Genomic DNA, 12,253 nt, shown 5'->3' with positions numbered 1-12,253 from the left:
GGCGGGTCATCGGGGCGAGAACTCTCCCGCGGCGGAACCCAGCGCTGCCCGCCCGCCCGCCGCGCCGGTGGGGCGGCAGTGGATCCGGTCGGCTCGGCAGCCGGCAGCAGTTTCGTCGGATTCGGTGTCCGTCCCACACCGCCGGACTCCGACGAAAGGTACTGGGCCCGAGTACCGTTCGCTCCAGGATCGCTGCCTCGGGCCACGGCGGCGCCACTCGCCGGGTCGAGCACGACCGGGTTCGGGGGCGCCACGGGCGCCGGGCTAGGAGGCGCCGCGCCAGCCGAACCCGGCGGAGCCACGCCGGCCTGGCCCGCAGACATCGCGGCAGCCGGACTCCCAGGCCCGGCCACACCCGGACCCCCAGGCGCATCCGCAGCCGGATTCAGGGGTCCGGCCGCGGTTTCGACGCGGGTGGGTGTCGGCCCGGGAGCGGACAGGGCGCGCGTCGGGTCGAGCGCCGGGCGGGCGCCCAGGGTCGTGCGGGCGGTGCGCGCGAATTCGCCCGCGCTCGCCGGCCGCTGGGCGGGATCCTTGGCCATGCCGCGGGCGATGACCTCGTCGAGGGCGGGCGGTACGGCGGGATTCGACGCGGCGGCGCGGGGCGGGTCGGTCATCAGGTGACCGTGCATCTGCCGGGCGGGTTCGGTGTCGCCGTAGGGGCGGCGGCCGGTGAGGGATTCGAACAGCACGCAGGCCAGCGAGTAGATGTCGGAGCGGGCGTCGGCGTGGCCGGTGAAGCGTTCCGGCGCCATGTAGGCCCATGTGCCGATGGTCAGGCCGGTGGCGGTGACCGAGGTCTGGCCGAGGGTGCGGGCGATGCCGAAATCGATGAGGTAGGCGAAGCCGTCGGGGCGGACCAGGATGTTCGAGGGCTTGACGTCGCGATGGATCAGCCCGGCCGCGTGCGCGGTGTCCAGGGCGGAGGCCACCTGGGTGAGGATGTCCAGGGCCGCGTGCGGATCGAGCGCGCCGTGCGCGGCCAGCCGGGCGGACAGGTCGGCGCCCTCGACGAGTTCCATGTCGATGAACAACCGTCCCTCGACCGTGCCGTGGCTGTTGATGGTGGGGATGTGCGGGTCGCGCAGCGCGGCGGCGAGCAGGGCCTCGCGTTCGAATCTCGTGCGGTAGCCCTCGTCGGCGGCGAGTTCGGCGGGGAGCAGTTTCAGCGCGATCCGGCGGCCGTCGCGGGTGTCGGTGGCCGCCCAGACCTGCCCCATGCCACCGCTGCCCAGCGGCCGTTCCAGCCGGTAGTGACCGAACTGCGCCGCTGCCATCGCGCACCTCCCAGTCACGTCGACGCGCATTCCGCACCCCGCCGGGCAACCGGATGTCCCCTGGGGGGCCGCCCCCGCGCGAGGCCGCATTCCGCGACGATTTCGCGGGTCGAGCCGTAATCGGAGCCTACCCGGCCTCCGGACCCGCAGCAGCGTGATGCGGCGGACACCGCTGCCGCTAGCCTGACCCGGCAGCGGACGCATCCGGCACAGGACGCGCACCGGACGGACGGTCCCGCCGCCGGATGCGGCGAACGAGGAGTGGTGATGGAACCGATCGAGATCAACGCGGGCAGCTGGTACCTGCGCGCCCTGCGGGCCGACGACCGCATCGACGACCGGCCCGCGCTCGCCGAGGGCGGTATCACCGACCCCGGGCACGTGGCGCGCCGCGCCGGCGAATGGGAGACCGAGAGCCGCTATTCGTGGGCGGTGTGCGAGCCGACCACCGCCGAGCTCGTGGCGGAGATCGTGCTGACCCCCGGTGTGGACGGCGCGGCCGAGATCACCGGCTGGGCCCTGGCCGGCCAGGATGCCGCGCTGAGCGCCGCCCGGGCGGCGGTCACCCGATTCGCCGAGGGCGCGCTCGGATTGCGCCCGGTCTGACCGCGGCAGCGCTTGGCGGCCTCACTCGAGCGCGGTGAGCACCCGGTCCAGGGCATCGACCGCGAGATCGAGTTCTTCGGCGGTGACCGTCAGCGGCGGCCGGAAGCGGATGCCGCGCGGCCCGGAGTCCAGGATCAGCACGTGCTCGCGTTCCCGCAATGCCGTCACCGCGGCGTCGCGCAGTTCCGGCGTCGCCAGCGTGATCGCGCACATGAGGCCGCGGCCGCGCGGCTCGGTGACCGAGGTGTGCGCGGCGGCCAGGGAGTCCAGGCGGGCGAGCAGGTGGGCGCCGAGCCGCTGCGAGCGCTCGAAGAGCCCGTCGCGTTCGATCACCTCGAGGATCCGGCGGGCGCGCACCATGTCGGTGATGTTGCCGCCCCAGGTGGAGTTGAGCCGGGAGCTGACGGCGAAGACGTTGTCGGGCACCTCGTCGACGCGACCGCCCGCCATGATCCCGCACACCTGGGTCTTCTTGCCGAAGGCCACCACATCCGGCTCGAGACCCAATTGCTGGTAGGCCCAAGCGGTTCCGGTGGCGCCGACGCCGGTCTGCACCTCGTCGAGCACGAACAGCGCGTCGTGCTCGTGGCAGAGCCGTTGCATCGCGCGCAGGAATTCCGGGCGCAGGTGCCGGTCGCCGCCTTCCCCCTGGATGGGTTCGGCGATGAAGCAGGCGATGTCGTGCGGATGCTCGGCGAAGGCGCGGCAGGCCTGGTCGAGCGCCAGCGCCTCGGCCGCTGCCACGTCGCGGTCGTCGCAGAGATACGGGGTGTCGATGCGCGGCCAGGCGAAGGCCGGGAAGCGGGCGGTCTTCACCGGGTCGGTGTTGGTCAGCGACATGGTGTAGCCGGTGCGACCGTGGAAGGCCCCGGTCAGGTGCAACACCAGGGCGCCGAGTTCGGCGGGCCTGCCCGCGGCCTCGTTGTGCCTGCTCTTCCAGTCGAAGGCGACCTTGAGCGCGTTCTCCACCGCGAGCGCCCCGCCGTCGACGAAGAACAGGTGCGGTAGCCGCGGATCGCCGAGCACGCGCGCGAAAGTCTGCACGAACGCGGCCATCTCGACGGTGTAGATGTCGGAGTTGCTCGGCTTGTTCAGCGCCACATCGGCCAGCTCGGCGCGGAAGCCGGGGTCCTGCGCAAGGGCCGGGTGGTTCATCCCCAGGGCGTTGGAGGCGAAGAAGCCGAACATGTCGAGGTAGGTGGCGCCGTCGCGCTGGTCGACGAGGACGCGGCCGTGTGAGGCGCGCAGGTCGAGCACCAGCGGGAAGCCGTCGGCGAGGATGTGCGTGGACAGCACGTCGTGCACTCGGGCCGCGGGGACGAGCGCCGAGGCCGTTCCGGTACCCGGTCGGGGTCGTTCCAGTTCGAGGCTCACACCCGCAGGATACGAAACATTTCAGGCGTAGTCCATTACGCGCCGAATAAATTACGGCAGAGCGCTACCTGTCATAGAATGTCTGCAGAATGATCGTGCTTCGGGTCCGCACATTCGCTGTCGCCCTGATCTCCTGCAGCAACTGCTCGAGATGCCGGGGCGAGGCGACCCGGACCAGCAGGACGTAGCTCTCGTCCCCCGCGACCGAGTGACACGCCTCGATGCCGGGGATGTGCTGGAGCACGGCGGGAGCGTCGTCGGGTTGCGAGGGATCGAGAGGAGTGATCGCGACGAATGCCGAGAGCAACTGCCCGAGCGCTTCGGGATCGACATCGGCGGTGTACCCCCGGATCACCCCGCGCGCCTCGAGCCGGCGCACCCGCGACTGCACGGCCGAGACCGACAGGCTCGCTTTCTCGGCCAGGTTCGACAAGGTGGCGCGTCCATCGGCCATCAGTTCCCGAATCAGCAGACGATCGATGTCGTCGAGTGCAGGTTTCGCCGGTGTATCCGCCACCAGCGAAGGCTAACGCAGCAGGCGCACACCGTGTCGACAAGTTGTCCGCGATCACCATCGCCCGAGGTCCGGTCGCCCTCCCGGCACCGCCCCCTGGCCCGAACCCGAAGGGAAACAAGCGATGACCGCCACCACCGGCACCGTCTCGGCTACCTCGCTCGCCGGCGACGCCGCGGCCGCGTTGCGCGCGCTCGGCGTCGAGCCGCCCGCACCTGGGGAAATGACCGCACGCACGCCCATCACCGGTGAGCGCCTGCTCACCCTCGCCGCCGACGACGCGACCTCCGCCGATGCCGCTGTCGAGCGGGCCGCCGCGGCGTTCCCGCGGTGGCGCACCGTGCCCGCGCCGGTCCGCGCCGCGGTGGTGCGCAGGCTCGCCGAACTGCTCGTCGCGCACAAGGCCGATCTGGCGGCGCTGGTGACTCTGGAGGCGGGCAAGATTCGCGCCGAGGCGCTGGGCGAGGTGCAGGAGATGATCGATGTCTGCGAGTTCGCCGTCGGCCTGTCGCGCCAGTTGTACGGGCGCACGATGCCCTCGGAGCGACCGGGGCACCGGTTGATGGAGACCTGGCATCCGCTCGGGGTCGTCGGGGTGATCTCGGCGTTCAACTTCCCGGTCGCGGTCTGGTCGTGGAACACCGCGATCGCGCTGGTCTGCGGCGACACGGTGGTGTGGAAGCCCTCGGAGACCACACCGCTGACCGCACTGGCCTGCCATGCCCTGCTGCGCCGCGCCGCCGTCGAGGTGGGCGCGGATCCCGAAGTGCACCAGCTGATCCAGGGCGACGCGGGGATCGGCCTGCGGCTGGTCGACGACGAGCGGGTGGCACTGGTGAGCGCGACCGGCTCGGTGCGGATGGGCCGCGCCGTCGCCCCGCGCGTGGCCGCCCGGTTCGGCCGGTGCCTGCTGGAACTGGGCGGCAACAACGGTGCGATCGTGGCGCCCTCGGCGGATCTCGATCTGGCGGTGCGCGCGATCGTGTTCGCCGCGGCGGGCACCGCGGGGCAGCGCTGCACCACGTTGCGCAGGCTCGTGGTGCACCACGAGGTGGCCGACCGGCTGGTGGAACGGCTCGCCGAGGTGTATCGCGGCCTGCGCGTGGGCGATCCGCGCACCGAGGGCGTGCTGGTCGGCCCGCTGATCGACGGCAAGGCCTACGCGGGCATGCGGTCGGCGCTCGAACGCGCGATCGCCGACGGTGGCGAACTCGTCTGTGGCGGTGAGCGAGTGGACGGATTCGGCGAGGACGCGTTCTACGTGCGCCCGGCCGTGGTGCGCATGCCGGGGCAGACCGAGGTGGTGCGCGAGGAGACCTTCGCACCGATCCTCTACGTACTCACCTACCAGGATTTCGAGCAGGCGATCGAGCTGCACAACGCTGTGCCCCAAGGGCTTTCCTCCGCGGTGTTCACTCGCGACCAGCGCGAAGCGGAGCGATTCCTCGCCGCGGATGGTTCGGATTGCGGAATCGCCAATGTCAATATCGGCACCTCGGGCGCGGAGATCGGCGGCGCGTTCGGCGGGGAGAAGCACACCGGCGGGGGCCGCGAATCCGGCTCGGACTCCTGGAAGGCCTATATGCGCAGAGCCACCAACACGATCAACTACTCCACCGATCTCCCACTCGCCCAAGGGGTGGAGTTCGGCTGAGGCCGTTCCCCGAGAACCGCACCTGACCAGGCGATTAGGTGTCCCCATCCAGCGTGTGTAAGGTTGGGGACACCCCGACGCGGGGTGGAGCAGCTCGGTAGCTCGCTGGGCTCATAACCCAGAGGTCGCAGGTTCAAATCCTGTCCCCGCTACAACAGAGAACCCAGGACGACACCCAGTCGTCCTGGGTTCTTCCTTTCCGGCGCCACGCCTGCGGCGACGACCCGCCGACCGGAACGAAAATTCCGGCTTCGGACATGTCCGTTTCCTTGCGCGCCCGATCTTGCACTGGATAGGGTGACGCAGATATCCGCACATAGGGCGCTCAATGCCCAGAGTAGGCAAGATCGGTGATCAGCAGCAGTATCAAGCGCATATTACCGACCGATGTGCTGAAGCCGAGTTCTCGCGCACGCATTCGCGGACCCATCGGAATCAGAACCCGTTTGCTGGCGATCGTGCTCATCCCGAGCCTCGCATTGCTCGCCATCGGCATCGGCGGCGCAGTTTACCTGGTCGACGACAGTCGCAAGTCGCAGGACTTCGCCGACGTCGCCACCGACGTCACCACCCCCGCCATCCGCATGATCGAGGCGATGCAGGACGAGCGGCAGGCATCGCTGCTGCATCTGGCCGGCTCGCCGCGCGGCACCGAGAGCCTGGTCGCCGCCAGGCGCAATGCCGACGTCGCGCTCGACGGCCTCTACGACCTGGCACAGGCGGCCAAGGCGGCCACCGGCGAGGTCAGCGGGGACATCGACGGTTACCGGGCGATCTACGACCAGCTACCCCAGCTGCGCAGCGCCATCGACGCCAGAGTCATTCCGGCCGCCCAGGTCTCCATGGTCTTCAGCACGGTCATCGACACCGTCGTGCAGGCCTCGCTGGTGGCCGCCAAGATCGCGCCCTCGCCCGAGATCGCGGTCGGCCTCTACAACGCCGTGCACCTGCTGCGCGCCGCCGAGTCCTCCGTCCGCGCGGCCTCGATCGGCGTCACGGCGATGCTGACCGACCAGTTGCCCCCCGGACAGCTCACCGAGTTCGCCGGCCACGTCGGCGACACCCGCGGTGAGATCGCCTTCGCCACCGGCATCATCCAGGGCGAACGCATCGCCGAACTCGAGGCGATCATCGCGGGCCCGGACTGGCAGCGCCTGGTCGCCATGGAGGACGCGTTCATCCAGCGCGGTCCGGTGATGGCCGACGACTCCTCGTCGGGCTCCGGCTCGTCGAGCGCGGGCTCGTCGAGTTCGGGTGCGAGTTCCTCGAATTCGAGCAGCGCCTCCGGCTCCGGCCGGTCCGAGGTCGAGCTGCCCCTGAGTGCCGAGGACTGGGAACGCACCGCCGACGCCGTCAGCGGCCAGCTGATGCAGCTGTGGGAGAACCTCAGCCGCGACCAGCACAAGATCGCCATCGCCGAGGGCGACGAACTGGAACGCAACTCCTTCTGGGTCGGCGGCGGCATCCTCGCCATCGCCCTGCTCGCGTTCGCCGGCGCCATGCTGCTGGCCAACCGCTTCGTCGGCCGCATGCGCGGCCTGCGCCGTGAGACCCTCGAGCTGGCCGACGAGAAACTGCCCGCCACCATCCGCAAGCTGAGCGCGGGCGAGGAACTCGGGCCGAGCGACGACACCGCGCCGCTGAAGTTCGGCGACGACGAGATCGGCCAGGTCGCCGACGCGTTCAACCGCGCCTACGCCTCCGCGGTCGCGGCGGCCGTCGCCGAGGGCAAGACCCGCGCGGGCGTCAACGCGGTCTTCCTCAATATCGCCCATCGCAGCCAGGTGATGGTGCACCGGCAGCTGGTCCTGCTCGACAAGGCCGAGCGCGAAGAAGAAGATCCGGATCGCCTCGACACCCTGTTCCAGCTCGACCACTTGGCCACCCGCTCCCGGCGCAACGCCGAGAACCTGGTCATCCTCGGCGGCGAGCAGCCGGGCAGGCGCTGGCGCAACCCGGTGCCGCTGGTCGAGCTCGTCCGCAGCGCCGTGGCCGAGAGTCTCGACTACACCCGCATCCAGGCGGGCAAGCTGCCCGAGGTCAGGGTGCTGGGCAATGTGGTGGCCGACTTGATCCACCTCATCGCCGAGCTGACCGACAACGCCACCGCGTTCTCGCCGCCGGAATCGCGGGTCGAGGTCTCGGGCAACCTGGTGGGCAAGGGCTTGGCGCTCGAGATCACCGACCAGGGGCTCGGCATGTCCGAAGCCGAGCTGAACGAGCGCAACGAACTGCTGGCCGAACCGCCGGACTTCAGTGTCGCCGCGCTGTCCGGCGATGCCCGCCTCGGCCTGTTCGTGGTCGCGAAACTGGCTGCCCGCCACGGCATCTCGGTGCGACTGGCCGAGTCCGACTACGGCGGCATCAAGGCGATCGTGCTGGTGCCGACGCAGCTGCTGTCCACCGGGCGCGAACAGGCCCAGGTGACCTCCGGGCCCGCCGCGATCCCCGCCACGCCCGCGGCTCCGGCCGCGCCCCCGCAGCCGGGCACCCACCCGGCGCCGCATCCGTCCACCACGACGACCGCGGTCATGCAGCCGATAGGCGGCGGACTGGCCGGACGCGGTACGTTCAACGGCTTCGTGCCGCCCGCCACCACGGTGAGCACGGTGGCCGCGCCCGGGGCGCCGATCGAACAGCCCGCCGCCCCGCCCGCCAAGCCCGCCCTGCCGCGGCGGCGCAGGCAGACGCCGGCCGCCACCCAGCCGATGCCGGCCGACACGCCGCCGCCGAGCCCGACCGCCCGGCCGCGCACCGCCGAACAGGCCAGGAATCTGATGTCGGCGATCGAGAACGGCACCAGGCAGGGCCGTCTGAACCGCATTGATACCGATACCGGATTCTCGGTGTCCGATCGCAAGGAAGGTGCCGGTGACGATTCCCCAGCCTCGTAATCTCGATTGGCTGCTAGACGACCTGATCGACCGACTACCCGACGTCCGCTACGCCGTCGTGCTCTCGACCGACGGCCTGCTACTCGGCCACAGCACCAAGATCGACCGCTCCGACGCCGAGCGCTTCTGCGCGATGGCCTCGACCCTGCACGGTGTCGCGCGCAGCGCGGGCGTGCACTTCGAGGCGGGCGGCGTGCACCAGACGGTGGTCGAACTCGATCGGGCCGTCCTGTTCATCACCTCCGCGGGTGACAACGCCTGCCTGGCCGTGCTCACCGCCGAATCCGCCAACATGGGCATGGTCGCCTACGAGATGAACCAGACCGTGCAGCGCGTCGGTGTCCATCTGTCCGTCGATCCTCGACCTCATCCGTTCGATGAGGCCGGCCTGCGGCAGCCATGAACGATCAGCGTGAGTCCTGGTTCGACGACGAGGCCGGCCCCCTGGTCCGCCTCTACGCCGTCACGCGCGGACGGTCCGACGGCCGCCCCGAGCTGAACATGCTCACGCTCGTGGTGACTTCGGGCGCGGCGATCCTGCGCCGCACCGAGCCCGAATACGCGGAGATCCTGCGACTGAGCCGCACGGTGCAGTCCATCGCGGAACTCGCCGCCCAGATGAACCTGCCGCTGACCACGATGAAGGTCCTGGTCGGCGATCTCATCGACGACGGTCTGCTCAACCATCGCGCACCGGAGCCCGCACCGGATACCGGCCCGCCGCGCGATGTGGGCATGCTGCGGGCGGTGCTCAGGGGCATCCAGGCGCTCTGAACTCCTGTCGCCGGTCCCGACGACGAAGGCCGGGGGCCGGGTCCGAACGAATCGGACCCGGTCCCCGGCCTTTTCACGGTGCCGCTCAGGCGAGCCGGGCCGCCAGCCGCTTGGCGTTCATGTAGGCGATGGCCTCGATCGAGACCATCGGGTTCACGCCCGAGGAGGTCGGGAAGCACGAGGCGTCGGCGACGACGACATTGGGCACCTCCCAGGTGGCGCCGTCCGGGTCGAGCGCGGAATCCGCCCGGCTGCCGCCCATCCGGGCCGAGCCCATGATGTGCAGCGCCGCCACACCGCAGCGGCCGGGGGCGTAGCCCGCCGCCGCGCAGGCCGCCGCGAACTCCTCGTGCGAGCCCTCCTGCCCCGGCCGGTAGCTCGCTCCCGACTGATGTCCGGAGTAGATCTTCTTCGCCCCGGCCGCCTCCAGAAGGCTTGCCGCACCGAGGATTCCGGTGTGCAGGTGGTCGCGATCGCGATCGGAGAGGGTGTACTTGACGATCGGGTGTCCGTCCTTGCTCACCTCGACCCGGCCGCTGTCCCGATCGCGGGTGATCACGCCGATCGAGGCGGTGTGCGCCAGATCCAGCATGGCGTTGCGGTGCGCATCGCCGCCGCGCCAGTTCATGAAGCCGACGAGCATGCCGGGGTGCACCGGGCCGGTTTCGTAGATGACGCCGTAACCGTCGCCGTCGAGATCGGCGTGCTGGCGCGAGATGCGGGTCTGCAGGCCGCCCTCCCACGGGCGCAGCTCTTCTTCGAAGACGCCGAAGACCGCCGAGGCCGGGTGCAGGCGCAGGTGGGCGCCGATGTTCTTGTTGCGCAGGCCCGATCGGCGCAGCAGCGCCGGGGTCTGCACCGCGCCCGCCGACACCACGACGGCCTTGGCACGCACCCGCAGCCGCGCGCCCCCGTCGGTGACGGCGACGACGCCCTCGGCCTTGCCCGCCTCGACCTCGATGTGACGCACGTCCGCGCCGACGACCAAGCGTGCGCCGTGCGCGGCGGCATCGGCCAGCCAGGTCTTGGTGGCCGACTGCTTGGCGCCGACCCGGCAGCCGTAACCGCAGCGGCCGCATTCCACGCCCGCGTCGCAGGCGTCGGTGACATTGCGCGGCAGCGGGCCCATGTCCCAGCCCAGCGCCTGCGCGCCGCGTTCGAGCACGGTGTCGCGGGCGGAGATGGTGGACCGGTCGAAGGTGACCGAGATCCGCTTCTCCACCGCGTCCAGCGCGGCGCTGAACTCGTCGGTGGCGAACTGGGTGGCGCCGATGCTCGCCCACTCCTCGCGCACCTTGTCCGGGGTGCGCAGCGAGGTACTCCAGTTGACGACCGTGCCGCCGCCCAGGCAGCCGCCCGCGACCAGGGTGAGCTGGCCCTCGGCGGTGGCGTTCGGGCCGGGCGCGTAGAGCTTGGTCAGCGCGTCGAGTTCGCCCGCGCCGAAGTCGGCGTCGTCGTAGTAGCCGCCGCGCTCGAGGACGATCACGTTCAGCCCGGCCTCGGCGAGCACGGCCGCCGCGGTGCCGCCGCCCGCGCCCGAGCCGACCACCACGACATCGCAGTCCAGCGTGGCGTCCTCGGTATAGCGGACCGGTGTCAGCGCCGGCTTTGCCGCGGTCGCCGACTTACCGGGCGGCCCGGGGTACTGCATCTGCTTCCACAGCGGATTGAAGCCCTCCGGCCCCGGGGCGACGTAGTAGGACAGCAGCGTGCCCTTCTTGAGCGCCTGGAACAGCGAGCGCTTCGCGCCCAGCCGGGACTGCCCGAGCTTCAGCAGCACCCGCTCGCGATCGGCGGGCGAGAGCTTGGAGAACGAGCGGGGACCCGCACCGGCGACCAGGCCGAACAACGGGCTGTCCCACAGGCCGAGAACGGTGGACAGCAGTTTGCCGCCCGAGGGATCGGGATCGCGGGCGAGCATCGTCAGCATGACGTCGGGAACGCCCAGGTCGGTGGCCGAGGGCAGACCGAGCCCGTCCCCGGGGGCGAAAGTATCGCAGATCAGCTCGAGCGCAGCGCGCTGTTTTGCCGTCAGCTCCATATGGTGTGACTCCAGAAGAAAGAATGACGAAGAGCGCGATGAGGGTGCATCGCGACGGAATACAGACTCACATATCTTGAGTGCTCAGAAACCTACTCCGCTGAATTATGGGAGTAAAGAGTGCTATTCGATTATTCCGGCGCGGGCTGACAGCGCGGGCAGAAATAGATTCCGCGCTCGCGTTGAATGAACCGGTCCGACATCGGGACGCTCTCGCCGAGCGCGCGCACCCGGATACCCGTCCCGCACCGCTTGCACGGCATCCCGGCCCGGCCGTAGACCAGCTCGCGCCAGGGCGGGCGGTGCGCCGCGGTATGCATGACGCGATGTGATTCGTTGATCAGGGCGGGCAGGTCGGGCACCTGCGACACCGGCGTGGCCGGATGCACGCGACGCAGGAAGCAGATCTCGCTGCGGTACTTGTTGCCGATCCCGGCGAGATTGCGCTGGTCGAGCAGGGCCAGGCCGACGGCGCGCCCGGGATCGGCGGCCAGCCGTCGCCCGGCCTCCTCGGGATCCCAGTTCGGTCCGAGCAGGTCGGGCCCGAGGTGACCGATGATGGTGTGCTCGTCCTCGCGCCGCACGACATCGACCGAGCCGAGCGAGAACCCGACCGCCTCGGTGTCGTCGGTCGCCAGGACCAGCCGGGCCTGCACCCGCGGGCGGGTCCAGCGCTCGCCGACGCAGTAGGTGCGCCACAGCCCTTCCATCTTCAGGTGGGTGTGGATGCTGAGCCCGCCGACCCGGACGAACAGGTGTTTGCCGTAGCTGACGACCTCGTCGACCAGTTCGCCGGACAGGTCGAGCGTGGCATATCGGGGCACGCGGAAGTCGCTGCGCACCAAGGTCTTGCCGGCCAGCGCCAGGCGCAGCCGGTTCGCGGCGAAGAAGACGGTGTCACCTTCGGGCACGGCGGCTCCTCACGGCCGGCTCCGCAGCCGCAGGCCGCGCGGGGTGGCGGAGAATCCGGCCTCGGTCAGGAAGTCGGCGAAGGTGTGTCCGTGCACGCTCTCGCCGTCGACCTTGTCGATGACGAGGGAGTCGACGCGGCGGCGGCGCACCAGCGCGGCCAGTTCGGCGGCGGCCACGCGGCGCGGCTCGGGATCGGCGGTGAAGGTC

At 70.6% G+C, this 12,253-nt stretch carries 11 protein-coding genes and 1 tRNA gene; 6 read left to right on the top strand and 6 right to left on the bottom strand.

Annotated elements, in window-relative coordinates; genetic code table 11:
- On the bottom strand, nucleotides 1-1,277 hold a 1,277-nt coding region (locus ON26_RS31460; RefSeq protein WP_169333679.1), incomplete at its 3' end, for a serine/threonine-protein kinase.
- A 267-nt stretch (nucleotides 1,278-1,544) separates the two neighbouring features.
- Between ON26_RS31460 and ON26_RS04575 the strand changes: the two genes are divergently transcribed.
- Entirely contained in the window at nucleotides 1,545-1,883 is a 339-nt protein-coding gene (locus ON26_RS04575) for a hypothetical protein (RefSeq protein ID WP_040794709.1), read from the top strand.
- Between the two features lie 21 nt (nucleotides 1,884-1,904).
- Here ON26_RS04575 and lat read toward each other — a convergent pair whose 3' ends face one another.
- On the bottom strand, nucleotides 1,905-3,257 hold the full coding sequence (gene lat, locus ON26_RS04570; RefSeq protein WP_040794708.1) for an L-lysine 6-transaminase: 1,353 nt from the start codon (nucleotides 3,255-3,257) through the stop codon (nucleotides 1,905-1,907).
- Between the two features lie 64 nt (nucleotides 3,258-3,321).
- Complete coding sequence (locus tag ON26_RS04565) at nucleotides 3,322-3,774, bottom strand: Lrp/AsnC family transcriptional regulator (protein ID WP_040794707.1); 453 nt, start codon at nucleotides 3,772-3,774, stop codon at nucleotides 3,322-3,324.
- Between the two features lie 121 nt (nucleotides 3,775-3,895).
- On the opposite strand from ON26_RS04565, the gene amaB reads away from it, so the two are divergent.
- From amaB to ON26_RS04540, 5 genes are all read left to right on the top strand, one after another.
- Entirely contained in the window at nucleotides 3,896-5,425 is a 1,530-nt protein-coding gene (gene amaB / locus ON26_RS04560) for an L-piperidine-6-carboxylate dehydrogenase (RefSeq protein ID WP_040794706.1), read from the top strand.
- Between the two features lie 78 nt (nucleotides 5,426-5,503).
- Nucleotides 5,504-5,577: transfer RNA gene (locus tag ON26_RS04555), tRNA-Met, on the top strand.
- A 306-nt stretch (nucleotides 5,578-5,883) separates the two neighbouring features.
- Nucleotides 5,884-8,319: a sensor histidine kinase gene (locus ON26_RS04550; protein WP_245545721.1), complete on the top strand. Its 2,436-nt coding sequence runs from the start codon at nucleotides 5,884-5,886 to the stop codon at nucleotides 8,317-8,319.
- Nucleotides 8,297-8,722 carry a roadblock/LC7 domain-containing protein gene (locus ON26_RS04545; RefSeq protein WP_040794710.1) on the top strand — a complete coding sequence of 142 codons (426 nt, stop codon included), beginning with the start codon at nucleotides 8,297-8,299 and terminating at the stop codon, nucleotides 8,720-8,722. Before ON26_RS04550 ends, ON26_RS04545 begins: the two co-directional genes overlap by 23 nt.
- Nucleotides 8,719-9,093 carry a DUF742 domain-containing protein gene (locus ON26_RS04540; RefSeq protein ID WP_040794705.1) on the top strand — a complete coding sequence of 125 codons (375 nt, stop codon included), beginning with the start codon at nucleotides 8,719-8,721 and terminating at the stop codon, nucleotides 9,091-9,093. Before ON26_RS04545 ends, ON26_RS04540 begins: the two co-directional genes overlap by 4 nt.
- An 85-nt stretch (nucleotides 9,094-9,178) precedes the next feature.
- On the opposite strand, the gene ON26_RS04535 is transcribed toward ON26_RS04540, so the two are convergent.
- From ON26_RS04535 to ON26_RS04525, 3 genes are all read right to left on the bottom strand, one after another.
- Nucleotides 9,179-11,134: a GMC family oxidoreductase N-terminal domain-containing protein gene (locus tag ON26_RS04535; RefSeq protein WP_040794704.1), complete on the bottom strand. Its 1,956-nt coding sequence runs from the start codon at nucleotides 11,132-11,134 to the stop codon at nucleotides 9,179-9,181.
- A gap of 131 nt (nucleotides 11,135-11,265) precedes the next feature.
- Nucleotides 11,266-12,045 (bottom strand): DNA-formamidopyrimidine glycosylase family protein, encoded by a 780-nt coding sequence (locus tag ON26_RS04530; RefSeq protein WP_040794703.1) that lies wholly within the window; start codon nucleotides 12,043-12,045, stop codon nucleotides 11,266-11,268.
- Between the two features lie 9 nt (nucleotides 12,046-12,054).
- On the bottom strand, nucleotides 12,055-12,253 hold a 199-nt coding region (locus tag ON26_RS04525), incomplete at its 5' end, for a hypothetical protein (protein WP_040794702.1).

Origin of the sequence: Nocardia higoensis NBRC 100133 (assembly GCF_000308595.1) — a bacterium.
Taxonomy (GTDB): Bacteria; Actinomycetota; Actinomycetes; order Mycobacteriales; family Mycobacteriaceae; genus Nocardia; species Nocardia higoensis.
This window is presented reverse-complemented; position numbering and strand designations above follow the sequence as displayed.

Bases quoted from the DNA above. Each gene is read 5' to 3' on its own strand.
- amaB (WP_040794706.1), top strand. From the start codon at position 3,896: ATGACCGCCACCACCGGCACCGTCTCGGCTACCTCGCTCGCCGGCGAC.
- ON26_RS04575 (WP_040794709.1), top strand. From the start codon at position 1,545: ATGGAACCGATCGAGATCAACGCGGGCAGCTGGTACCTGCGCGCCCTG.
- ON26_RS04540 (WP_040794705.1), top strand. From the start codon at position 8,719: ATGAACGATCAGCGTGAGTCCTGGTTCGACGACGAGGCCGGCCCCCTG.
- ON26_RS04535 (WP_040794704.1), bottom strand. From the start codon at position 11,134: ATGGAGCTGACGGCAAAACAGCGCGCTGCGCTCGAGCTGATCTGCGAT.